23 protein-coding genes are annotated in these 22878 nt (G+C 68.0%); 14 read left to right on the forward strand and 9 right to left on the reverse strand.

The window, feature by feature from the left end; translation table 11 throughout:
- Positions 1-48: 48 nt before the first annotated feature.
- Both AB0I53_RS31345 and AB0I53_RS31350 read right to left on the reverse strand, forming a co-directional pair.
- Positions 49-1464: an MFS transporter gene (locus AB0I53_RS31345; protein ID WP_358610954.1), complete on the reverse strand. Its 1416-nt coding sequence runs from the start codon at positions 1462-1464 to the stop codon at positions 49-51.
- Entirely contained in the window at positions 1461-2330 is an 870-nt protein-coding gene (locus tag AB0I53_RS31350) for an alpha/beta fold hydrolase (RefSeq protein WP_358610957.1), read from the reverse strand. Before AB0I53_RS31350 ends, AB0I53_RS31345 begins: the two co-directional genes overlap by 4 nt.
- 119 nt (positions 2331-2449) lie before the next feature.
- Between AB0I53_RS31350 and AB0I53_RS31355 the strand changes: the two genes are divergently transcribed.
- Positions 2450-3397, forward strand: a complete 948-nt coding sequence (locus tag AB0I53_RS31355) for a LysR family transcriptional regulator (protein WP_358610960.1) — start codon at positions 2450-2452, stop codon at positions 3395-3397.
- Between the two features lie 56 nt (positions 3398-3453).
- Positions 3454-4338 carry an alpha/beta hydrolase gene (locus AB0I53_RS31360; protein WP_358610963.1) on the forward strand — a complete coding sequence of 295 codons (885 nt, stop codon included), beginning with the start codon at positions 3454-3456 and terminating at the stop codon, positions 4336-4338.
- Positions 4339-4492: 154 nt separating this feature from the next.
- On the opposite strand, the gene AB0I53_RS31365 is transcribed toward AB0I53_RS31360, so the two are convergent.
- Positions 4493-5584 (reverse strand): hypothetical protein, encoded by a 1092-nt coding sequence (locus tag AB0I53_RS31365; RefSeq protein ID WP_358610966.1) that lies wholly within the window; start codon positions 5582-5584, stop codon positions 4493-4495.
- A 68-nt stretch (positions 5585-5652) separates the two neighbouring features.
- On the opposite strand from AB0I53_RS31365, the gene AB0I53_RS31370 reads away from it, so the two are divergent.
- Positions 5653-6483, forward strand: a complete 831-nt coding sequence (locus AB0I53_RS31370) for an FMN-binding negative transcriptional regulator (RefSeq protein ID WP_358610969.1) — start codon at positions 5653-5655, stop codon at positions 6481-6483.
- Positions 6411-7982: an MFS transporter gene (locus AB0I53_RS31375; RefSeq protein WP_358610972.1), complete on the forward strand. Its 1572-nt coding sequence runs from the start codon at positions 6411-6413 to the stop codon at positions 7980-7982. The genes AB0I53_RS31370 and AB0I53_RS31375 overlap by 73 nt, the downstream gene beginning before the upstream one ends.
- 129 nt (positions 7983-8111) lie before the next feature.
- Here the strand turns inward: AB0I53_RS31375 and uvrA are convergent, their stop codons facing one another.
- Positions 8112-10535, reverse strand: a complete 2424-nt coding sequence (gene uvrA / locus AB0I53_RS31380) for an excinuclease ABC subunit UvrA (RefSeq protein WP_358610975.1) — start codon at positions 10533-10535, stop codon at positions 8112-8114.
- Positions 10536-10590: 55 nt separating this feature from the next.
- Positions 10591-10716, reverse strand: coding sequence for a hypothetical protein (locus tag AB0I53_RS31385; protein WP_358610978.1), 126 nt, complete (start codon positions 10714-10716; stop codon positions 10591-10593).
- Positions 10717-11281: 565 nt separating this feature from the next.
- Between AB0I53_RS31385 and AB0I53_RS31390 the strand changes: the two genes are divergently transcribed.
- From AB0I53_RS31390 to AB0I53_RS31405, 4 genes are all read left to right on the forward strand, one after another.
- Entirely contained in the window at positions 11282-12427 is a 1146-nt protein-coding gene (locus AB0I53_RS31390; RefSeq protein ID WP_358610981.1) for an MFS transporter, read from the forward strand.
- A 47-nt stretch (positions 12428-12474) separates the two neighbouring features.
- Positions 12475-12771 (forward strand): hypothetical protein, encoded by a 297-nt coding sequence (locus AB0I53_RS31395; RefSeq protein ID WP_358610984.1) that lies wholly within the window; start codon positions 12475-12477, stop codon positions 12769-12771.
- A 64-nt stretch (positions 12772-12835) separates the two neighbouring features.
- Entirely contained in the window at positions 12836-13222 is a 387-nt protein-coding gene (locus AB0I53_RS31400; protein WP_358610987.1) for an Lrp/AsnC family transcriptional regulator, read from the forward strand.
- A complete protein-coding gene (locus AB0I53_RS31405) occupies positions 13159-13404 on the forward strand; it encodes an Lrp/AsnC ligand binding domain-containing protein (RefSeq protein ID WP_358610990.1) in 246 nt (81 codons plus the stop codon). The genes AB0I53_RS31400 and AB0I53_RS31405 overlap by 64 nt, the downstream gene beginning before the upstream one ends.
- Positions 13405-13638: 234 nt before the next feature.
- On the opposite strand, the gene AB0I53_RS31410 is transcribed toward AB0I53_RS31405, so the two are convergent.
- The 3 genes from AB0I53_RS31410 to AB0I53_RS31420 form a co-directional block, all read right to left on the reverse strand.
- On the reverse strand, positions 13639-13980 hold the full coding sequence (locus AB0I53_RS31410) for a LysM peptidoglycan-binding domain-containing protein (protein WP_358610993.1): 342 nt from the start codon (positions 13978-13980) through the stop codon (positions 13639-13641).
- Positions 13981-14147: 167 nt separating this feature from the next.
- A complete protein-coding gene (locus AB0I53_RS31415; protein WP_358610996.1) occupies positions 14148-14324 on the reverse strand; it encodes a hypothetical protein in 177 nt (58 codons plus the stop codon).
- A 48-nt stretch (positions 14325-14372) separates the two neighbouring features.
- Positions 14373-15329 (reverse strand): leishmanolysin-related zinc metalloendopeptidase, encoded by a 957-nt coding sequence (locus AB0I53_RS31420; RefSeq protein ID WP_358610999.1) that lies wholly within the window; start codon positions 15327-15329, stop codon positions 14373-14375.
- A gap of 287 nt (positions 15330-15616) precedes the next feature.
- On the opposite strand from AB0I53_RS31420, the gene AB0I53_RS31425 reads away from it, so the two are divergent.
- The 6 genes from AB0I53_RS31425 (at position 15617) to AB0I53_RS31450 (ending at position 22015) form a co-directional block, all read left to right on the forward strand.
- Positions 15617-16333 carry a response regulator transcription factor gene (locus AB0I53_RS31425; RefSeq protein ID WP_358611001.1) on the forward strand — a complete coding sequence of 239 codons (717 nt, stop codon included), beginning with the start codon at positions 15617-15619 and terminating at the stop codon, positions 16331-16333.
- Positions 16334-16406: 73 nt separating this feature from the next.
- Positions 16407-17477 (forward strand): serine protease, encoded by a 1071-nt coding sequence (locus AB0I53_RS31430; protein WP_358611004.1) that lies wholly within the window; start codon positions 16407-16409, stop codon positions 17475-17477.
- 41 nt (positions 17478-17518) lie between these two features.
- The gene (locus tag AB0I53_RS31435; RefSeq protein ID WP_358611007.1) at positions 17519-18493 is read left to right on the forward strand and encodes a DNA/RNA non-specific endonuclease; all 975 of its coding nucleotides are present in this window, start codon (positions 17519-17521) and stop codon (positions 18491-18493) included.
- A 167-nt stretch (positions 18494-18660) separates the two neighbouring features.
- Positions 18661-19425: a hypothetical protein gene (locus AB0I53_RS31440; protein ID WP_358611009.1), complete on the forward strand. Its 765-nt coding sequence runs from the start codon at positions 18661-18663 to the stop codon at positions 19423-19425.
- Between the two features lie 143 nt (positions 19426-19568).
- A complete protein-coding gene (locus AB0I53_RS31445) occupies positions 19569-20888 on the forward strand; it encodes a hypothetical protein (RefSeq protein WP_358611011.1) in 1320 nt (439 codons plus the stop codon).
- Positions 20889-21004: 116 nt separating this feature from the next.
- Positions 21005-22015, forward strand: coding sequence for a hypothetical protein (locus tag AB0I53_RS31450; RefSeq protein WP_358611013.1), 1011 nt, complete (start codon positions 21005-21007; stop codon positions 22013-22015).
- 95 nt (positions 22016-22110) lie between these two features.
- Here the strand turns inward: AB0I53_RS31450 and AB0I53_RS31455 are convergent, their stop codons facing one another.
- Entirely contained in the window at positions 22111-22791 is a 681-nt protein-coding gene (locus AB0I53_RS31455; RefSeq protein WP_358611016.1) for a TetR/AcrR family transcriptional regulator, read from the reverse strand.
- Positions 22792-22878 lie beyond the last annotated feature (87 nt).

The following is a 22878-nucleotide window of genomic DNA, read 5'->3' on the forward strand; positions in this document are numbered from 1 at the left end:
GGTGCCCAGTTCGTAGATGGCCGCCGCCCTACTGGGCTCTCCATCCGGCTACGCCGCGTTGGCGGTGGGTTGCCGGTGGTGGACGGTCTCGTGGCGGCGGCCGACCAGGCGGACCGCGAAGGCCGCGGCCAGGGCGAACACCACGGCCTCGTACGTCATCGCGTGCCACAGCGCGTCGCCGGTGCTCGTGGCGGGCGCCGAGTAGGCCATGCCCGCGAGCGTGACGCCCAGCGTTCCGCCCAGCTGCTGCGCGGTCGGCAGCAGCCCCGAGACCGAGACCGCGGCCTCGGCGCGGACCCTGGCGATGATCTGGGTGAATGCCGAGGCGGTGAACATCCCGAAGGCGATTCCGCCCAGGCAGAGCACGAGCCAAAGCACCCACCGGGCGTCCGGGTCGTGAATGGTCGCCGCGACGGCGATGGACGCGAACCCCATCGTGACGGCGGAAGCTGCGAGGATCCAGGCCCCGAAACGCCTCCCCAGGAGGTTCGCGACACCGCTGCCGCCGAGCGCCCCGACTGCGTACGGCGTGATGGTCAGCGCCGTATGCATCGGGCTCCAGCCCTGCGCGCCCTGCAGGTGCATCGACAGCAGCAGGGTGAAGGAGGGAACTCCGGCGTTGAAGACGAGGACGATCCCCAGCCCCCATCTCGTCGACGGATCGGCCAACGTGGCCGGATGAACGAGCGGATCCGCCACTCTTCGCTGGGAAATCGCGAATCCGGTCAGCAGCGCCACCGCCGAAGCCAGGCTCACCCACGTCCACATCGGCCAGCCGGCGTCTCGCCCCACCGTCAGGGGCAGCACCAGCAGAGCCAATCCCGCGAGGCTCAGGCCCGCCCCGATCGGATCGACGCGCTTCCCCGCCTCGTGTCCAGTTTGGACTGTTGGGAGCGAGGGCGAGAGCAGGAGAGCGACGAGCCCGACGGGAACGGTCAGGAGCATCGCGGCCCGCCAGCCCAATCCCAGCGGATCGAGCTGGAGCAGGACACCGCCCAGCAGCGGGCCGGCCAGCGACGCCGCCGCCATGGTCGCGCCATAGGCGCTCAACGCGGCGGGCCGGCGGGTCGCGGGCAGCGCCGACTGGATGATCGACAAGATCTGCGGCGCCATGATCCCGCTGCCGACACCTTGCACCAGACGGCCCGCGATCAGCAGCCAGGCCTCGGGCGCGGCGGCCGACCCGATCGCCGCACCGGTGAACACCGCCATCCCGGCGACGAACATCCGCCGGTAGCCGTACCGGTCTCCCAGCCGTGCCGAGAGGATCAGCGAGCAGGCGTAGGTGAGGGTGTAGCCGGCCAGAACGAGCTGGCTCTCGCCCGGGCCGGCGCCGAGATCCCGCTGCACGTCGAGCACGGCCACCTGCATGACGGTCACGCTGACGAGCTGGACGAAGACTCCGGACAGGATGATCGGCAGGACGAATCGTCCAGCCGGTGCGCCGGAACGCGGGTCCGTCATCGAGCGACCGGCTGCAAGGCGATGGTGGTGAGCAACGTCGCGAGCTCCGCGGGCCGTGTCATGAACGGCGAGTGGCCGCCCGGCAGCGAGCACACCTGCATCGGCCGATCCGGCACCACCTGATCGGCTTCCGCGATCATCAGGTCCTGGGTGACCAGCGGCAGGGCCAGGTCGTCGGTCAGCCGGATGAAGGTGCGCGCGATTCGCCCCCAGCGCTCGGGCGAGACCGGGACCGCCGTGGTGGCGTTGGCGAACGGAAGATCCGGGTGCAGGAACTGCCGCCAGGAATCCGGCGCCGTTGCGGGGAGATCGTTCAGGAAGGCCCGGCGGATGACGTCGATCTCGGCCGGATCGGCGGAAAGCGGATTGATCCGGATGGCACCCAACTCGGCCGGATCGCCGACCGGCGGGATCTTAACGGCGCCCGCGTTCTCCTCGGCCTCGATGTAGTCGGCGAACCGGGGGCGACCGGCGGGGACGAACGAGGACAGGTACACGACGTGGTCGACGAGCTCGGGAACCTGCTCCGCGGCCGCGGAGACAGGGCCGCCGCCCGCGCTGTGGGCGACCAGGACCACGTTCCGGAATCGCGTGCGGACGTCGACCAGGGCATCGAGCACGACATCGGTGCTCTGCTGCATCGTGACGTCGCTCAGGGCCGACTTCTCGCTGGTGAGCCCGGGCTGGCCGGGCAGGAGGAAGCCGAGCGGGACGGGAGCGTCGAGCCCGCTGCCGGGGAGGTCGATCGCAACGCTGGCGAGGCCGTGGCGCGCGAGGGCGCGCTGCGTCGCCGCCCAGTGCACGGCGGAGTGCCAGGCACCGTGGACGAGCACGACGACGGTCTCGGAGGAGGACGGACGGGTCACTTCGGGGCCCTTCTGGAGCGGTGATCATCGACCTCACCAGGTCACACCGCACTCCCCGGTCTCATCCACCGCGATATCTCACAAGGCCTTCCGCAATATTCGAGAAGTATCGTGTGCTCATGGAAGCCCGCCACCTCCGCTACGCGCTCGCGCTCGCCGAGCACCAGCACTTCGGCCGCGCGGCGGCGTCCTTGGGGATCGCCCAGCCTCCCCTGTCGACCCAGATCGCGGCGCTGGAGCGGGAGGTCGGTGAGCGGCTCTTCGATCGCACCTCTCGTGGCGTCCTACCGACCGCGGCCGGCGAAGCGTTCCTCACCCGGGCGGGCGCAGCTCTCGCCGAGATGAGGCTCGCCCTCGTCGACGCGGGCCGGGCGGCGCGCGGGGAGACCGGGAGGCTGCGGATCGGGTTCACCGGATCCGCGCTGCTCGACCCGCTGCCGGGGGTGCTCGGCAGGTTCCGCCGCACCCACCCCGCCGTCCGGCTCACGCTGCAGGAACTGGACAGCCCGACCGCGGCGGCGGAGCTCCTCGCCGGCGAACTGGACGTCGCGGTGGGCAGAGGGAGCCCTCGCGGCGCCGGGGCCGAGGACCTGGTCACCGTGCCGATCGGGGCCGATCACCTGGTGGCCGTCGTCTCCGTGACGCATCCGTACGCCGGGCGCCCGTCCATCGACCTCGAACAACTGGCCCAAGAGCACCTCATCGCCAGCCCGGACGCGGTGAGCTCCTACCTGAGACCGGCGTTCGGGACGGACCCGGCGCCCATCGACGGCGCCACGCTGGCGCGCGACGTCCACACGATCGCCGGCCTCGCCGCCTGCTGCGCCGGGGTCGGGCTCGGCCCCGACCGCATGCGGCTGATCGCCCGCAACGACATCTGGTTCTGCGATGTCACGCCCCGATTCCGGCTGCCGGACCTGCAGATGTCGTTCCGGGTGACCGACCGGTCGCCGGTGCTCGCGTCATTCCTGTCCGTCGTGCGCCGGAACTGCGCGAATGTCGGTTCACGGCTCGACGAACTGCTCGCCCGGCACCCGTCGGCCGTTGCCGACGCGGCAGAGGGCTGATGTCCGCCGCCGGGAGCGGCGCGATCCGGAAAACGCTGATGCAGCAAGGGAGAAACATGCTTCGGGACAACGTCGAGTCGGTACGCCTGGACGAAGTGGAGTTGGCCTACCGGGTCGTCGGCGACGGCCCGGAGCTCGTCGTGCTGCTCCACGGATGGCCCCAGACCGGTGCCTGCTGGCGCCACGTCATGGAGCCGCTCAGCCGCGACCGCACCGTCGTCGCCCCGGATCTGCGCGGTTACGGTGCCTCGGGGCTGGCCCGTTCGGGATATGACAAGCGTTCCACCGCCGCCGACCTGAGCGGCCTGATCCGCCATCTCGGACATGAATCGGCGGTGGTGATCGGCCATGACCGCGGCGCCCGCGTGGCGCACCGGTGGGCCCTCGACCGACCCGCGGAGGTGGATGCGCTGGTGCTGCTGGACATCCTGCCGACCAGGGTCGTCATGCGCTCGTTCGACATTGACTCGGCGAGCGCGATGTGGCACTGGTTCTTCCACCGGCAGCCCGAGCTGGCGGAGAAGCTGATCTCGGGGAACGTCGAGGCGTACCTCGGCCACTTCTTCGCTCGCGTCCTCGACTCCGGTGCCGTTGACAAGGAAACGTTCGAGCACTACGTCGCCGCGTTCAGCGATCCCGGGCACCTGCGCGCGTCCTTTGAGGACTATCGCACGGGCTTCACGACCGATCTCGAACTCGACGAGGCGGACCACGACCGCGGGCTGCGGCTGCAGCCGCCGTTGCTCGCCCTGTGGGGCGCCGAGGGCGGCCTCGCCCGCCGTGATGTCGTGCGCGTCTGGCAGGAGCACCACGCCGATCCGGCGGCCGTGAGCGGTCATGCCGTCCCCGGCGGCCACTACGTTCCGGAAGAAGCACCAGGCGAGCTCGTGCACGCCGTCGAGTCGTTCCTTAGCCCGTCACGTGAGGCGCGCCGATCATGAATCTGCGGCTCCTCGATTCCCATCCATGTCCTAAGAGGACGATAACCTGGGGAAACCGAGGAGCCGCAGCACAAAACGCATGCATTCACGACGGTTCGAGGTAGCTCGACGCTACTTCGGCACGCCCCGCTCCTCCCGGCCGACCGGCCGCGCGTCAGCTGTTCCGCACGGCCGCCCACGGCTGGGGGGCCGTCGAGTCGTCGAAGCTGCCAGTGCCGACCAAGCGGCCATCCGGAAGCTCGGCACCATTGCGGAGGGGACCTTCCTGCGGCCCGTCGACCTGTTGCCATGAGGTGCCGTCGTACCGCAGCAGCGCGTCGGCACCGAGGCTCCACAGCGCGCCTCCGGCATTCACGAGCTTCCCGGCACCGCCGGTCGGCGCGGGGGCCTGCTCGCGACTCCACTGGGTGCCGTCCCAGTGCATCAGGATCGTTTGGCCGGCACCGGGGGCGTCGTAGGGCTTCTGGATCGCCGAGATCCAGACGTCATCCGGCTGGTAGGCCGCGACACCGTAAACAGTGACGAAGTCCGAGTCCGTCGTGTCCAGCGGCGGGACCTCCACGTGGCTCCACTGCGCGCCGTCCCAGTGCATCGAAACGATCTGCTGCGGCCGCGCAACGGTCGTGCCGGCCATCCAGAGGTCGTCCGGCGCGGCGCCGCCGACGCTGGAGAAGTTCTGCTCGTGGGCGGCGGGCGGCAGCGGAACCCCTTGCCATCCGCCGTCGACCCAACGCGCCGCGAAGCTCCGCGACAGCGGGTCCTCGCCGTCGCGGTACGCATTCCCCACGGTCCAGACGTCGGCCTCGACAGCCGTGACGTCGTGGGGCGAGATCCGGGGAGCGTCGGGCACCTCCAGCGGTACCTCGGTCCACGCGCTGCCGTCCCAGTGCATCGTCGCGCCCCAGCTCATCTTGGTGAACTGGCTGACCGCCCAGGCGTTGTCCGGGCCGGTCACCGCGGAGGCGACGATCTGGCCGATGTCCGGCACCGGCGCCTCCACCCAGCGGCCGGTCTCCTCGCGGCGGAACGCCTGCGCGGTGGTCGACGTCGGCGCGCCGGGCCGGCTGTAGCTGCCGAACGCCCAGGTCGCGCCGCCACCGCTGGACACGGTGCTCACATAGGACGCCATCTCGGGCCTGCCCGGGAACTCCTCACGAGTCCACGTGTCCTGCGCCAACGCCGTGCCCGCCGTGCCCACGACCACGGCCAGGGCCGTGACCACGGTCGTTCCGGTTCTCCTCGACATCGCTGCCTCTCAGCCGGTGAACTCCTACGTTCAACAGACGCACACCGGGTACCGCAGGTTGCCAGCCGGTGGTCGTCCCGAGCGACTCGGCACCGACCGAACTCGTCGGCACCACGCTGTTCGGCCACCTGGCGCGGGTGAACCCGCACTGGACGTCGTTCGGCGACGGCCGCGAGGTCCTGCTGATCTTCGCCGGCCCGCACGGTTACGTCTCGCCGACGGTCTACGGCTACGAACCCGCCGTGCCCACCTGGAACTACGCGGCGGTGCACCTCACCGGCACCGTCGAGGTGACCGACGACGCGGCCGACACCCTGCACATCGTGTCGGAAACCGTGCGCGGGCTGGAAGGTCTGCGACAGCCGGAATGGGACATGACCGCGTCGTTGGAGACCTTCGCGGGGCTCGTCGAGCACGTCGTGGCGTTCCGGATCCGGGTCACATCGGCCAAGAGCAACTTCAAGCTCAGCCAGGACATGCCTGCCGACGTCCGCGACGCGGGTCCGCCACGACTTCCGCGCCACCGGCAACCCGGACCTCGCCGCCCTCATGGAGCAGGTGGCTCCGTAGCCGCGGGCATGCCGGCAGCGCCGTGGTGCCGAGTTTTCCGGTCGGGGCCGGGGAAAGCGCCTCCAGGTCGACGAACCTCGGCGCGCAGCTCACGAGGCTGGAGATCAGCACCGCCCCGCGCATCGTGCCGGGCCGAGCGGCCGCGCCATCTCGACAGATTGTTTTACGCGCATATTTGCATATATCTGTTAGGTGAGGCTAGCCTCCGATGGAAAGATCGCGACTGTCCGCGATCGTCTCACCACTGGAGGGATTCGTGGCTCCGACGACGGAGACCGACGCCGGGCCGTCGGCCGCCCGGTCACGCGCCTTGCTCGCACTGGTCGTGATCGCCACGGCCCTGGTGGTCATCGACATGACCATCGTGACCATCGGGCTGGCCGACATTCAGGCCGATCTCGGCGGCACCCTGGCCGACATCCAATGGGTCGTCGTCGCCTACATGATCACGATGGGCGCGGTCACCCAGGTGACCGGGACGCTGTCGGACCGGCTGGGCCGCCGCGGCGTCTACCTCACCGGCATCGCGCTGTTCACCCTCGCCTCGCTGGCCTGCGGAATGGCACCGAACGCGCTGGTGCTCGACTTCGCCCGGGCGGTGCAGGGCATCGGCGGCGCGATCCTGATGTCCAACGCGCTCCCGCTGCTCTCGCACGCCTACGACGGCCAGCAGCGCAACATGGCCATCGCGACCTGGAGCACGATGTCCACCGCGGCCGGCCTCATCGCGCCGCTGCTGGGCGGCACGCTCATCGACGTCCTGGACTGGCGCGCGATCTTCCTGATCAACCTGCCGTTCGGGATCGTCGCCTTCGCCATCGGGCTGCGGGCCCTGCCTCGCGACGCCGGCGGCGGAGGCAAGATCGGCTCGCTGGACTGGGGCGGCACCGTGCTGCTGATCGCCGGGCTGGCCCTGCTCAACTTCGCGCTGCTGCGCGGCGAACAGCAGGGCTGGACCGCACCGTCGACGCTGATCCAGCTCGCCGTGGCCGTGGTGCTGCTCGCCGCGTTCCTGGTCGTGCAGCGCAGGGTCAGCAACCCGACGCTGGACCTGCAGCTGTTCACCAAGCCGGCGTTCACCGGCGCGGCCTTCACCATCTTCATGTCCCGGGTGCTCACCATCGGCGGCACGGTGTACTTCGTGCAGTACTTCCAGAACTCGCTGCACCTGTCCCCCACCGCCAGCGGCGCCCTGCTCGCGCCGGTGTTCATCGCCCAGATGGCGGCCGGAATGCTCGGCGGCAAGATGCAGGCCTGGCTGCCGTCCGGCTACGTGATCGCCACCGGCTACGCCTGCAAGGCCATCGGCGCCGCCTGGATGGCACTGGCCTTCAGCCCCACCACGCAACCCTGGTCGCTGGTGTTCCCGCTGCTGCTGTGGGGCACCGGCGGCGGCATCGCGGGCGCCCCGATCTTCGCCGTCGCGATGAACGTGACCGACAAGCAGCGGTCCGGAATGGTCGCCGGCACGATGACCAGCCTGGCCTCCATCGGCGCCGGAATCGGCACCGCCGTACTCGGCGTGCTCTACAAGGCCAAGCTCGCCGGCGTCGTCGCGACCGCCGACCTACCCGCAACCCAGCACGACGCCATCGCGGCGGCGGCCGCCCAAGGCGACGCGCAGCGCGCGCTGGAACTCGCACCACCGGAAGCCCGCGACGACCTGCAGCGAGTCTTCGAGCAGGCCTTCGCCGCGGGCGCATCGGCCGTGCTGTTCGCCTCGGCGGCCCTGGCCGTCATCACGATGGGCGTCGCGCTCGTGCTGATCAGCAAGCGGAATCTGCCGAAGCCGCAGCAGGAAGCAAAGCCGAAGGTGCGGGAGGGCTGATCGACCGCCGGAGTGACCCGCCGCGAAACGCCTTGCGCGGCGGGGCCTCGCCGCCGCATCCACACAGGACGGTGCAGTACGCCCGTTCTCCCGCGCACGCCATCAAAGCCCTGCGGCAAAACCCGCGAATCAGCCCGACTTCCCGGTCGAGAGCACCTCGCGCAGGTACGGTGCGGTACGGCTGGCACGTGCGCGGGCCACGTCGGCGGGAGCGCCGACGGCCACCACAGAGCCGCCCTCGTCGCCGCCACCGGGGCCGAGATCGATCACGTGGTCCGAGCCCGCGGCGACGGTCATGTCGTGCTCGATCACCACGACCGTGTTGCCCACGTCGACCAGCGCGTGCAGCAAGCGCATCAGAACCTCGACGTCGGCCGGGTGCAAGCCCGTGGTGGGTTCGTCGAGGACGAACAGGGTGTGGCCGCGGCGCGTTCGCTGCAGCTCGGAAGCGAGTTTGATCCGCTGCGCCTCACCACCGGAGAGCTCGGTGGCGGGCTGGCCGAGCGCGAGGTACGACAGCCCGACGTCGTGGAGGGTGTCAAGGCTGCGCGCGACCGCAGGCACGTCCGCGAAGAAGTCGCGGGCCTCGTCGACGGTCAGGGCGAGCACGTCGGCGATCGACTTGCCCCGGTAGAGGATCTCGAGGGTCTCCGGGTTGTAGCGGGCGCCATGGCAGGCCGGGCACGGCGAGTAGCTGCTGGGCAGGAACAGCAGTTCGACGGCGACAGCCCCTTCGCCCTGGCAGGTTTCACAGCGCCCACCGTCCACATTGAACGAGAACCGGCCCGCCGAGTACTTCCGCCGACGGGCTTCGCCGGTGGCGGCGAACAGCTTGCGCACACCGTCGAACAGGCCGGTGTAGGTCGCGAGATTCGACCGCGGCGTGCGTCCGATCGGACGCTGATCGACCTCGACCAGCCTGTTGATCGCTTCCAGGCCGACGATGCTGCGAACGTGGCGGGACGTGTCGGCCTCCGGCTCCTCGTCGTCGCCCGCGTGGTTGCGGGACGCACCGAGGTGGTCCCGGATGGCAGCGGCCAAGATGCCGGTGACCAACGTCGTCTTGCCCGACCCGGACACGCCGGTGACGGCGGTGAAGACGCCGAGCGGGAAGTCGACGTCGGTCTCGACCAGGTTGTGCCGGCTCACGCCGCGCAGCTCGATCTTCCCGGTCGGGGTGCGGTTCTTGCTGGTCGGCGCGGGCGGATCGAAGAGATGAGCGCGCGTGACGGATTCCGCGGACCTCGCCAGCCCGTCCTGCGGGCCGCTGTACAGCACGCGCCCGCCGTGCTCGCCGGCCCCGGGACCGACGTCGATCAGCCAGTCGGAGTGGCGGATGATCTCCGGCTCGTGCTCGACGACGAGCAGCGAATTGCCGGCCGCCCGGATCCGGTCGAGCACGCGCAGCAGCGCCTGGGTGTCGTCGGGATGCAACCCGGCCGACGGCTCGTCGAGCACGTAGATGACGCCGAAGAGCGTGGAACGCAGCGTCGCCGCCAGTCGCAGCCGCTGCAGCTCACCGGCCGAGAGGGTCGGGGTGGCGCGGTCCATGGCGAGGTAACCCAGGCCGAGTTCGACCAGCGCCTCGATGCGGGCCAGGAGATCCGCGACTACGACCCGCGCGACGTCATCGCCCTGTTCGGTGCGAAGTTTGGCCGCGAGCACGGTGAGCGGAAGCGCGGCGAGATCGGCGACGTTGGCGCCGGCGAACGTCACGGCCAGCGCTTCGGGCCGCAATCCCGAGCCACCGCAGTCCGGGCACGGAAGCACCTCCACGTACTGCAGCGCCCGGTTGCGGAGTGTCGTGCTCTGAGTGGTCGCCAGCGTGTGCAGCACGTATCGGCGAGCGCTCTGATAAGTGCCCTGGTACGGGCGCTGGATGCGTTCAGCCGTGCGCTCGGGGTGCACCGTGACGACGGGCTGCTCGTCGGTGAACAGGATCCACTCCCGCTCGGCCTGAGGCAGCTCGCGCCACGGCCGGTCGACGTCGTAGCCGAGCACGGCCAGGATGTCGCGGTAGTTCTTGCCCTGCCAGGCACCCGGCCACGCGGCGATCGCCTTCTCCCGGATGGACAGTCCCGGATCCGGCACGAGCGAAGCCTCGCTGACCTCGTGGATCCGGCCGAGGCCGTGACACCGCGGGCACGCTCCGGCCGGCGTGTTCGGCGAGAAAGCATCCGAGTCCAGCCGCTCGGCACCATCGGGATAGGTGCCCGCGCGGGAGAACAGCAGCCGCAAGGAATTCGACAGCACGGTCACGGTGCCCACCGTGGAACGGGCCTGAGCCACGCCTCGGGCCTGCTGGAACGCGACAGCCGGCGGCAACCCCGTGATCTCGCGGGCATCGGGCGTGCCGGCCTGATCGATGAGCCGCCGCGCGTACGGCGCGACCGACTCGAGGTACCGAGCCTGGGCCTCGGCGTAGACGGTTCCGAACGCCAGCGACGACTTGCCCGACCCCGAGACGCCGGTGACGGCGACCAACGCGTCGCGCGGGAAATCGACGTCGACCCCGCGCAAGTTGTGCACCCGCACCCCGCGCAAACGCACCATCGAGCTCTCGTGGTCAGGCACTATTGCGTCCTCACAAATCGAAAAACATGGCGGTTCAGCACACGCTACCGAGGAGGAGCCGGAGCCCGGTCATGCCCTCGACCTCCGACGCCGTGGGCGAGTTCACGTGGGCGTAGCTGAGGGTGGAGCGCCAGGTACCGCAGGTGCCAGATGCCCTCATCGAGATCCATGATGCGATCTGAGCGCGGCGATGCCCGTTGCGCAGCTGGAAACGTTGCGACCAGAGTCACTTTCAACGCGGGACCGGGCACGAACCAGTTGGCGCTCGACCATGAGCAGCAGCCGGCTTCCCCGGTGCCGCAGGAGGATCTTCGGCGCCAGGTGGTTGCTGCGGGCGAATCGGCGCAGAACCGGATGGAGTTCGCGGAGACGTTCGACATGAGCAGAGACCCGCCGGAGAGACCGCGATCACATTCTGGCGCGATCGCCAGCCGGCCGGAATGGTGGCGCGGCGAGGTCTCCACAGTGGAGGGTTGGGCCGGGGCGGAGCCTCGCGCGGACGGCCTTATGATGATCTTCAGTCGAGAGCTCAGCATCTCGTCCTCATCGCACCCGGCGCAGCGAACTCCTCGCGCCGGCACGTCCAGCCATCAGCCTAGGCACAGGGGCGCATGTTCTCCTCCTCTTCCACCGTGTCCGCCAACGAGCGGACGCTGCCGATCCCCACCGTCGTCATACCTGCGGTGCGCCCGATGTGGTGGCGAGTCCTGACAGTCGGGGCACTCGTGCTGGCCGCGTTCAACGCTCGCACCGCAGTGACCGCGGTCGGCGCGGCATTGCCCGAGATCCGCGCGACACTGGGCCTCAGCACGACAGCGGTGGCCATCCTCACGGCAATGCCCTGCCTCTGCATCGCCGCGACAACACTCCTCGTGCCGCCCCTTCGCCGTCGCAGCGGCACGCAGACGAGCATTGTGGTGTTCCTCGGTGTTCTGCTTGCCGGCCAAGCAGTGCGCATCACCGATGGCCAGTGCCTGTTGCTCGCAGGAACCGTCCTGGCTTGCTGCTCGATCGGCGGGCTGCAAGTCCTCTTACCCGCCGTCTGCCAGCAGATCGGTGGCCTGCACACCGTCGCGCTCACGACATTGTCGGCGAGCATGATCGGAGCCGGAGCAGCCACCGCGACCGCGATCACCCCCTGGCTGACCGCCCTCCGCGGATGGCGCACGGGACTGGGAATCTGGATCCTCCCCGTCGCGGCCGCGCTCTTCCTGTGGATACCGCTGTCACTGGCCCGCACGACACGCGCCGCATCCCCACCACGCATGCCCCGCCCGCGCCGCTCTCTCCTCAGAAGCGCTCAAGCCTGGTACCTGACCCTGTTCATGGGTTTGCAGTCGCTGCAAGCACTGTCCCTGCTGTCCTGGCAGCCGGTCCTCCTACAAGCCACCGGAGCCAGTCCCGTCCAGGCCAGCGCGCTCAGCGCCGGCACCCTCGTGGTCAGCATCGTCGCCTCCGTGGTCATCACCGCCTCCTGCTACCGCAGCACCACGCGCATCGGCATGTGGATGGTGCTGACCACCTGCAGTGGAGGCCTCGGACTGCTGGGACTCCTCGTCGCACCGGCCACGGCCCCGATCCTGTGGGCGGCGCTGCTCGGCGTGGGAATGGCCGCCCTCGCCCCCGCCCTCGCAGCCATCCCCGCACACACCACCAGCGATGACGAAACGACCCGGCTGTCCGCGATGGCCCAAGGCTATGGCTATCTGCTCGCTGCGGTCGGCCCCGCCCTCACCGCGACCCTCCGCGACACCACCGGCACCGTTCATTGGGCACTCGCGGCCCTCCTGCTCTTCTGCCTCCTGCAGCTCCTGTTCTCCGTCCTCGCGGCTCGCCGCCCCTACGACCTCGACGCCACGGCGACCGTCTGACCGCGCGAGCCGACGCCACTCCTCCCACAGCACCTCCGGAGGGGGAAGTGGAAGGCGGCCTGTTAGGAGTGGTCCTGGATGGTGACCAGGTCCAGGCCGAGGTGTTCGGCGGCGCGGACTTGGCCTTGCCTCCGCAGCCGCGCAATGCATCCGACGAGACCGAGCTGGCCGCCGAAGGTTTAACGGGCAACGGTCACCGTGCGACGGCGGTGCTGCGCATCGCCCGTCACCCCGTGCAAGGGTCATTCACCTTCTGTCGCGGTGTCGGCGTGGCGCCGCAGTTCGCTCTCCACGGTGGAAGCCTTCGTCCCCTGTTCACCAGGAGTCGGTTTCCTGATGTCTGATTGCTGCTGCGGTCCCTCCGCCGGTTCGGAGGAGTGTTCCCGTGGTGTCTGTTTTCCTTGCGTCATGACATCCGCCTTCGGACACGGTGCAACGGTCGGACGATGGAGCATCCGTCCACCTTTCTCATTCCCCCGCGGCCGGTACGGCAAACGTTGGCGATCGTGTGCAGCTGACTCGCCTCGTGCAAGTATCCGGCGCACGGACGCGACTGATCGCGGAATCTTGCAAGAGTTGCGTGCTTGCGCCCGGACCTCGTTCGAACTTCTTGCGCAGGTTTCCGGCCTCGCCGCATCCTCTGTCAAACGTCACATCGGGCGGCTCGAGGCGTCGGGAGTGATCCGTGGGCACACCTTTCAGGCCGATCGACGGGCATCGGTCTGGGGTCGGTGGCCCTGCTCGGAGCCTCCGCGGCGCCAGGCACCTCCCGTGAGGAGTCGACCGATTCGCTGACTGCGCAGGAGGAAATCGTGCGGGCATGGACCACCGCTGGCAGCGCCGACGCATTCGCCCTGATCCACGCGCGGGACACCGACCACCTGGCGGAGATCATCCTTCGGCTGCAACGCATCCCGGCCATCGCGCACACCCGGCCCCAGATCCTGTTCGGCGAACTGGTCAACCGCAGCGGGTGACGCGTCGGCGGCGGCATACGCCCCGACCGGCACCCCACGGCATGCAGGGCCGCATCCGGCCCCGTGCTCGATCACCCTGCGCCGAACCTCGGCGCGCCCAGAACCCGGTAGCGGAGGCCGGTCGTGCGCCGGGTGTCGTGCAGATGCCGCACGAGTCGCACCACTGGCTCGAACGCACACGCGCACACTGCCCAATGTGGACAAATTCTAATCGGCTGACGAGGTTGCGGCCGTTCACTCCGCTTCGGTCGTCGATGCGCCTCGCGGGAGCGGAATGCAGATCGTCTGCCCGATGTGGATGACGTCCGGGTTGGCGATGCGGTTGTAGTACCCCAGGCGCTGCCACTTCACGTTGTGCCGCTCACCGATCTCGGAGAGCGTGTCCCCGTCCCGCACGGTGTAGGTCTTGCACACGTTCGCGTTCTTCGACAGGCGCAGCACTTGGCCGGGGAAGATGAGGTTCGGGTTTTCTATGTTGTTGATGCGCTGGAGTTCCTTCCATGGAACGTGGAACCATTCGCCGACCTCGGAGAGCGTGTCGCCCTCCTGCACCGTGTAAGTGTTGCAGTTCGTCATTGCTCAGCCTCCTCTTGATTAGTTGCGCTCACGGCGCGCAGGCGCCCCGTGTCCATGTAAGGCGCAGCCCGCATGCTGCGGCAATGAGCAGCGGGATCCATTGAGGATCCATCTGGCCACGAACATGATCGGCATGCTGCGCGCGCAGCCGACGAGCCGAGCATTGCTCAACGTGTTGGCAACGGCTCGGCTGCATCGATGCTTTTCCGCACGTCGTTCAGGAAATTCTCGTCGTTGCCGGCCAACGCCCTGCCGCCATCGACGAGTCCTCTCTGCAACGCCATGACCCCGGCGAGCCCGAAGATCGCAGCAGTCGATGTGATCCACCCCTTCGAGGCGAGCATCGACCGGATTTCCTCCCTGCGGTCGGCCAGGATCCGAACCGAAGGTCGTTACCGCCGAAGGCTTTCGGTCGGCAGTTCTATCGGGACCGTGGGAAGCATGATGCCCGAGTCGACTGGGGCGGCGTGCGAGACCAGCGTCCCCTCCTCGGCGAGCTCTAGCAGGTTCGGGAGGGTGTAGTGCTCTGCGGCGTCCATGTCCACCTCGTAGCCGAGGTCTTGCAGGCTGGCTACCGTGACTCTGCTGAGCGGATTGTTCTTTGCCGCGACGAACCCCGACATGAGTTCGTTGCGGAAGATGGTCTCGCGCCAGTGACTGCCACGAGTGCCGGCTCCGCCGGTGTTCTCCACCGGAACAGCCCGCGGTTGGCCGTCGCGCAAACGGCCGTATTCCCGCTTTGCGGCCGGGCCGGTGAACGTGGGGTTGCCGCCGTCCTCGTCGGCAAGCAGTTCCTTGCGTGACCACAGCTGGCCGCCGACGCCTAGCACATGGCCCATCTCGTGGGTGATCACGTCGTTGAGCGTGTCCTCGTCTTCCATCTTCGCCAGGTCAGCGGTGTCGAACGACATCGCGCCCTTCGCGGGCAGGAAGGCCGAGGCGCCTGCGCCGGCCGTCCGGATATGCGTCGGGCCGGCCTGGCCGAGGATCCTGCCGGGACCGTCGATGCGCGCTCCTTGAGCGAGGATGAGGACGTCATCGATGACGTCACCATCGAGTTCGACCTCCGGCAGATCACCCACGATGACGCGAACCCACCGGTCCGCGGCCTGGGTGAACGCGGCCTGCTGCACCTCGGTCAGTCCGCCGAGGAACCGGACCTCGATGGTGAACGGAGACTCGGTTGCGGCAATCGCCTTCGCTTGCACCGCATCGGCACGGGCGGTGTAGACCGTACGAGTACCCGTCGCGCTTTTCGTCATGGCGAAAACATCCTCCGCGAATAGGAAAATTGACAAAGATCTGGAATATTCCCTTCCAGCCCAGATGCGTTTCGAACATGGCACCACTTCCAGTGCCGGCGCAACGGTCGAAGGTCCCAGCCCATTTACGTGAAATCCCTTGCAAAATAAGGAGAAAATCGTCCTGATCTACGACAGATCGAGCGGCCGTGGGGCCGAGCAGCTGCGGCTGCCCTGCGGCCTCGCGGCGACGAACGAGGACTAATTGCCGTAGCCGCAACAGGCGTCGGCTCGGTAGCGTGAATCCGAGCCGGGCGTGCGATGTCTGGCGACCAGCTAAAGGCGAAACGAGTTCTTGGCCAAGTGCCGGTGGCGCGGTGCCAGGGTGGTTCACAATGATCGAGCTCATCATCGTTGCCGCGACGAGGTTCTACCGGGAGGGGTTGGCTCTTGTCCTACAGAACGTCGCCGGCCTCGTGGTCCTCTCCACCCATGCGCGGCCGGAGGAACTAGAACCGGATCTGACCGCGCGCAAGCACGCAGTGGTACTGCTTGATATCGCCGACTTGCCAGACGGTCCCGGTGTCGTGATCTCCTTGCTGGCAAGGAATCCCGGACTGCGGATCATCGTCTTGGGCGTGTCCGGCCAGGAATATGACATTCTTGCGTATGCCGAGTTGGGGGCGGCCGGTTACCTGACACGGGAACATTCGATCTCCGAACTGGTTCGGACGATCGAGAGCGTTGCCAATGGGGAGTTGCGTTGCTCGCCGCGCGTTGCCGCTGCCCTGTGCCGCAGGGTGGCCGAACTGTCGGCGGAGTTGCAGCCCAGTCCGAACGCGGGAGTCCTGAGCCGCAGGGAAGCAGAGGTCGCTGTGCTGCTGGAGCGGGGTTTGTCCAATCAGGAGATCTCCCGGCAGTTGTGCATCGCCTTGGCGACCGTGAAGAACCACGTGCACAACATCCTGGACAAACTGGGATTGCAGGGCCGTGCCGCGGCCGCTGCTTGGGCCCGGCAGCAACGCCTGGATCACTCCGTCCTTGTTCGTTCCACGCTGCACCAGGCCTTTCCGCCCAACAACAGACCGCACTCCGACTGCCGCCCGGATTAGCCCTCGGGAGGTAATTTCATGGAGCAGCTGGTTACCGTCGGACCACGGATGTTGGCTGATACCAGGGGGAATCATGTCCGGTCATGATGTCGTCGCCGAAGCACTGCGCCACGAACGCGATTTACCACGGATCGAGGAAGAGTTGAACGACGACGACGCAGTCGTCGTCCGCAAGATCGCGCCCGGGCGCTCGCAGTACATGACCAAGCCAGTTGTCGGTGCCGAGCCGGGCAAGCTTCCACGGGTCGAGGCGGAGTCGCGCGGTCACCTGGAGGAGTTGGTCCCGGCCGGACGCGCCGCTGTCCGGAAGCTTCTGCGCGATGGCGCCCACGCCGACGTCGACGCGGACGAGTGCGCGGCTCTAGAGGCGATCGTCCTGCTCATGGCCAGGCCCGCGATCCTGGTGCAGGACGGTCGGTTCTTCCCGGCGCCACAACCCTGGACCGACGAACTCGAACAACACCGGGCCGCCATCGAGGACGTCTTGCCCCGTGTCGGACGGATCGAGGTCGAGGGGCATCCGGCCATCGATTGGGTGGGGACGGGTTGGTTGGCGGCAGCGGACGTCGTGATGACGAACCGGCACGTCGCATCCGAGTTCGCCGACAACGATGGTCGTGCGTGGTCGTTCGCCCCCGGCATGACGGGACGGGTGGATTACAACGAGGAACTGTCGGCTTCGCAGCCCCGGGAGCTGCAGCTGACCGAGATCATCGGCGTGCACGACACAGTTGACCTGGCCTTGCTGCGGTGCACGTCGGACGGCCCAGGAGGAGCACCTCGCATGGACCCCCTGCGCATCGCCCGCGCCCCCGGTGTTCGCAGCGGGACCAAGGTGTACGTCGTCGGTTATCCGGCCGCTGACTCCAGGCGCAACGATCCGGAGGAGATGCAGCGGATCTTCGCCGGCATCTACAACGTCAAGCGACTGCAGCCGGGCGAGGTTCGTTCCGCATCAGGCAGCGTCATCCACGACTGCTCGACCCTCGGCGGCAATTCGGGATCATGTCTGCTCGACCTTGAAACGTCGATGGTCATCGGCCTGCACTTCGGAGGTCGATACCTCCAGGGCAACGAGGCGGTGCCGCTGTGGCGACTTGCGGGCGATCCGCTCCTCCAGCAGGCCGGGGTGGAATTTTCCTGAGGAGCACCCGACGAGTCGACTACGACACGAAAGGCCTGATCATGCAATCTCCTCGACACAAGCTGTCCGTTCCGCTCAACATCACGGTAGAAGTAGGGGAATCGGCCACTGCCGAAACTGCTCAGGTCGCGTACCTCGATGGCGCGCCGCTCGAACTCGCTCGCCCCCGCTCCTACTACGAGGGCTACACCGGGTACGACCCAGAATTCCTCGGGCCCGAACTACCGCTGCCGGAACTCTCCGACGAACAGCGGCGCAATGCCGCGAAGATCAATGACGCCCCGCTCGGCAAAGATCCCACCGTCCTCCCGTACACGCACTTCAGCATCGTCGTGAATCGGCGCCGCCAACTCGCCTACTACACGGTGGTGAACATCGACGGCAGCAAGAGCGTCGATTTCGAACGGCAGGCGGACAAGTGGTACTTCGACTCCCGCATCGCGGAATCAGAGCAGATCGGCGAGTCCCTCTACCGGCGCAACGCGCTGGACCGGGGGCATCTCGTCCGGCGGCTCGATCCGGTCTGGGGAGACGACCTGGCACGAGCGAACAACGACACGTTCCACTTCACGAACTGCGCGCCGCAGCACGAGAAGTTCAACCAGGGGAACGAGCTCTGGCTGGGTCTTGAGAACTTCCTCCTCGACAACGCCGACCTCACGGACAAGAAGATGACCGTGTTCACCGGCCCGGTCATGGCCGATGACGACCCGCTGTACAAGGGCGCCCGGCTTCCCCTGGCGTTCTGGAAGGTCATCGGCTACTGCAAGCCCGGTGGTGCGCTTTCCGTCTCCGCGTACATGCTCGAGCAAACGCAACTCATCGAAGACATGCTCCCCTTCGAGGCCGTCTTCGATGCCGGAACGTACCGCATCTCGCTGGAACAATTGCGAGAACGTGCGGGTCTTGATTTCCAGTACCTCGAACCGCACGAAACCCCCTTGACGTCCGACGGGCTCGAAGCGCGAGTGGACAGAGTGCCTTTGAAGGACGACTACTCCAACTTGGTGCTCTAGCTCGAGCGACGGGCGCCGACTGGCTCGCCGCGCCGAGGTGGGTGAACACGCTTGGATCCTGTTTGGATCGATGTGCTCATTGCTGTTGCCCTGCGCGTCCCGGCTTACTGGTTGTGTCTGCCCGCGTTCCGGCGAACGGGCAGCTATGCAGCGCGAGTGGAGGAACCATGCGGTACCGCCCGATCGATCGAGATCCAGATGACGCGCGCCTGGGGCGTTTTCTCCCCGACGATTGGCGCCACGTCGAGAACTACCCGTTGACCGCCGCGAGCCGACCCGCAGATGTGCCGGTGGTGATCGGTGTCAACTGGTACGCCGAATTCGACCGTCCCCAAGCCGGCCAGGATGGTGTTCAGTTCGTGGCCCGGGAGGGGGCGAAGTCGCTCACCAGGATTCGGGGCGGACACGCCGTGTGCCTGGAACCCGGAGGAGAACCGGACCGCGAGCAGTGGTGGAAGTTCTACGACCAGGGAAGCGAGGGGGCCTGCGTCGGATTCGCCTGGTCCCGGTGCATGACGATCCTCAACGACGAGTTGTACACGGCCTGGTGGCTGTGGGATCGGGCCAAGGACCGCGATCAGTGGCCCGAGACCAACCCGGGCGATTCCAACGGAACGTCCTGTCGCGCCGCGGCCGAGGTCTTGGCCTCGGCAGGGCACGTCGACTGGAAGAACCCCTTCGCCAACGACGACCACACCGGGCGCGCCAACTACGTCGCCGACGCGGACGACGGTATCAAGGTGTTCCGCTGGGCGGAGTCGGTTGATGAGGTGCATGCCGTACTCGGCAACACCCGCGCGGACGAGCTCGGCGCCGTACCGATCCTGAACTCCTGGGGCACCGACTACCCGCACCGGGTGTGGATGCCGGATGAGGTCCTGGATCGGCTGATGCGGGAGGACGGCGAAATCGCTGTACCGACCGACCGCTAGCCCGCCGGGCCTAGCCCTTGCGGCGGGACGTCCGGCGCGAGCCATCAGCCGCGTTGTGAACCTGCTGGATCCGCTTTGGTCCCTTCGGAATCGTTTAGCGGTCAGCCAGGTGTGCCGTCGCCTGCGACTCGGGAGGTGGAGAGATGGAGTCACATGTCGGCGATGTGCCGTACTGGGAGGTCGAGTTCGACGCGAAGGGCGTGCTCCGCCAGGGTGGAAATCTGCCCGAGACCACCGCAACCGCGGGGCTGCGCGAGCTCTTCGTCTTCAGCCATGGCTGGAACAGCTCCTTCGGCGGCGCACGTGACCTGTACTCGACGATGTTCGGACTCATCGCGGGGATGCTCTCGGCCGAGCAGAGGGCGAATACGGGGTTCGTCGGCGTGCTGTGGCCTGCGTTGCTGTTCCCCGAGGATGCCCCGGCCAACACCGGCCTACCGGTCCCGCGGTCATCGGCGACGCAGGACCTGGGGGCTCTGGCGTCCCCACAGCCCACCGGAGAGATGTCCACCGGTGCCGACCTCGCGAAATCGCTCGCCCCTGCCTTTCCGAACCAGGAGGAGCGGCTGGAGCAGATCGGCCAGCTGCTCGACCGGCAGCCGCAGGACCGGGACCGGCTCTTGGAGTTCCTCCGCCTGGCGAGAGGACTCGTGACCACTTCCAGCAACGCCCCGGAGGACGCGGGAGAAGCAGCGATGATGAACGCACCACCGGGACGGGTGTTCGACGCGATGGCGGCCCTCGCACCCGTCGACGGTGGAAGTGAGCAGGCGTTCAATCCGTTCGGGCGGATGTGGCGGGGAGCGCGAGAGGCGTTGCGGGTCCTCAGCTACTACGAGATGAAGGAACGCGCCGGGGTGGTCGGGCGCGACGGCCTCGGCCCCCTGCTCGGACAGGTGGCGCACACCATCCCCGGCGTGCGCGTGCACCTCCTCGGCCACAGCTTCGGCGCCCGGCTCGTTTCGTTCGCCCTCAGGGGGCTTCCGCCTGAGCAGCGTGGTGCGAACAGCCCGGTCAAATCCCTGTACCTGTTGCAGGCCGCTTTCAGCCACTTCGCGTTCGCACCGCGAGCTCCGGTGCGGGACGGCGCCGGCGTGCTGGCCGATTGCGCCGACCGGGTCGACGGCCCGCTCGTGTGCACGTTCAGCGAGGCCGACCGCGCGGTCGGCTGGTGGTATCCCAACGCCAGCAGGCTGGCCTGGCAGGACGCCGAGTTGGTGGACCGGATCAACTACCGCTGGGGAGCGATGGGCTACGACGGCTACCAGCAGAGCGGCGCCCAGACCGTCACGATGGCCCAGCAAGGCACGGACTACGGGTTCCAGCCGGGCGTGTTCTACCGCCTCGACGCCAACGACGTCATCAAGCGGAACCTGTCATGGTTCGCCCAGGCTCACTGCGACATCCGGCATCCGGAGGTGGCGTGGGCTGCGGTCTCGGCCGCTCGGTCGTTGTGCAGGTGAGAGCCGTGAACGCCGCGCGAAACACCGATCAGGACGCCGTTTCACGACGAGGCTCTGATCGGCGATGGCCTTGGGGGTTCAGAGCGCTCGCCCGCATAGACGAGCTGAGGGCATTCGTGGACTGGGCGGAGAACTGCTCCGCGCCGAGTGAGCTGTGCACCGAGAAGTTGGCGGCCCATGCCCGCGCCCACCTGGAGTGCGCTCAGAGAGATGTCCGCGGCACTCGGTGGCCGCGGCGGGCTCACGGGGTGGACAGCGCGCTCGCCCACATCCACGCGGCCCACGTCCTCATGCTCCAGATCGTTTCGCTCGAAGATCTCCACAGCATGCTGGCCGACCTCCTCATGCTGATCGAGGCGAACCTGCCGCCCGAGGACAGACGCCGATTGTCCGTCGAGAGGATCTTCAAGAGCTCCGAGGGCGGAAGACTTACCCAGTCGCAGCGGCAGGCGGTGATCGATGCCGTGCGCGAGGCGTACCGGGTTCAGCGGCGTGAGGTCGTCCGCGAGCGCAGTTTCTCGCAACTCGTGTGGTGTTGGGCCATCGGCCTGCTGGGCATGGCCATCACGATCGCGTTCTTCACCGCCTTCATTCCGGCGCTGCTGCCGATCTGCTTCGGGCCCACTCCCAACGTGCCGTCAGCAGAAATAGTCGAGCCACCCCGCGGACTGATAGTCGTGTGTCCTCTCGGCCAACATCCGTTCAACGGAAATCTGGACTTGAGCTCGGGATCAGCCGCGTCGAGTGGCGACTACGTAGTCGTCGAAACAGTCGGGTTCGTTGCGGCGGCGGTGACCGCTGCCGCATCGCTGCACCAGCTCAGGGGCAGCCCGACCGCGTCCAACGTGCCGCTCGCGCTCGCGTGCCTCAAGCTTCCCGCCGGTGCCTTGACAGCCGTGCTCGGGCTCCTGCTCATGCGCGGCGAATTCGTACCCGGGTTGACGTCCCTCGATTCGTCGGCGCAGATCATCGGCTGGGCCGTCATCCTCGGAGCCGCACAGCACCTGTTCACGAAGGTCGTCGACGCCCGAGGCCGGGAAGTCATGGAGGCGGCGCCAAGTCCGCAGCCCGCGACCGCACCCCAAGGGGCACCGGCGCAGCGGGAATCTCTCCACGGCCGCGCGTGAACCACGCCCGCCGCCGGCCGAATCCATCACCCCCACAGCGGACCCGATCAACCAAAGCTGAGCGCATCACCGTGGTCTCGTCCGGCTGGGGTCTGTCAGTCCTCGGCGCGCAGGTTCAGTGCGTTGATCCACAGCTTCGTGGCGGTTTCCACGAGCGCATCGAGAGGGTAGTTCTCCCCCAGCGCGAAGGAGTAGTGGGCCAGCCGGCTGACCATGCCGGACAGCGCCCGTGCCGTCATCTTGGGGTCGAGGCTGTCGTCGGCAAGTCCGCGGTCCTGCAAGTCCTTGATCGCGCGGGCGTTGCGATCCGCGAACGCCTGGCTGCGCCTGCGGCGAAGCTCTCGGAACTTCGGGTCGGTCGCCGCGACCTGGTCGAGGATCAGCATCAGCTTCGCGTTGCGCCGATACGCCTCGAAGTAGGCGCGGTTGCTGGCCTCGATGATGGCCGCAGGAACGCTGTCCTCGGGGTCGAGGTGTGGCATCCCCGGGTGCAGCATGTCGTGCTGCACCTCCTCGATGACGGCCTGGAAGATCTCCTCCTTGCTGGTGAAGTAGGTGTAGAAGCTCCCGACCGAGCAGTTCGCCTCAGCAGTGATGTCGGTGAGGCGTGAGTCGAGGTAGCCGTCCCGTTCGAAGACGATCCGGGCGGCGGTGACCAAGGCAGCACGGGTGCGTGCACCACGGGCAGTGCTGGGCGGCTCGCGAAGCGACGAGGTGTCGACGAGGGAAGGGATCTCCTCACCACGCGAGCCACGACCGCGGGCGCTCTTGGCCATGGGTACTCCTCTCCGTGCGGCATCAGATGCTGCCACAAGATTCCCCCGTGGTGCCGCGCCCTTCGCGCCCGGCCCCTCCCCTCAGCC

It is taken from the genome of Saccharopolyspora sp. NPDC050389, assembly GCF_040655595.1.
Taxonomy (GTDB): domain Bacteria; phylum Actinomycetota; class Actinomycetes; order Mycobacteriales; family Pseudonocardiaceae; genus Saccharopolyspora.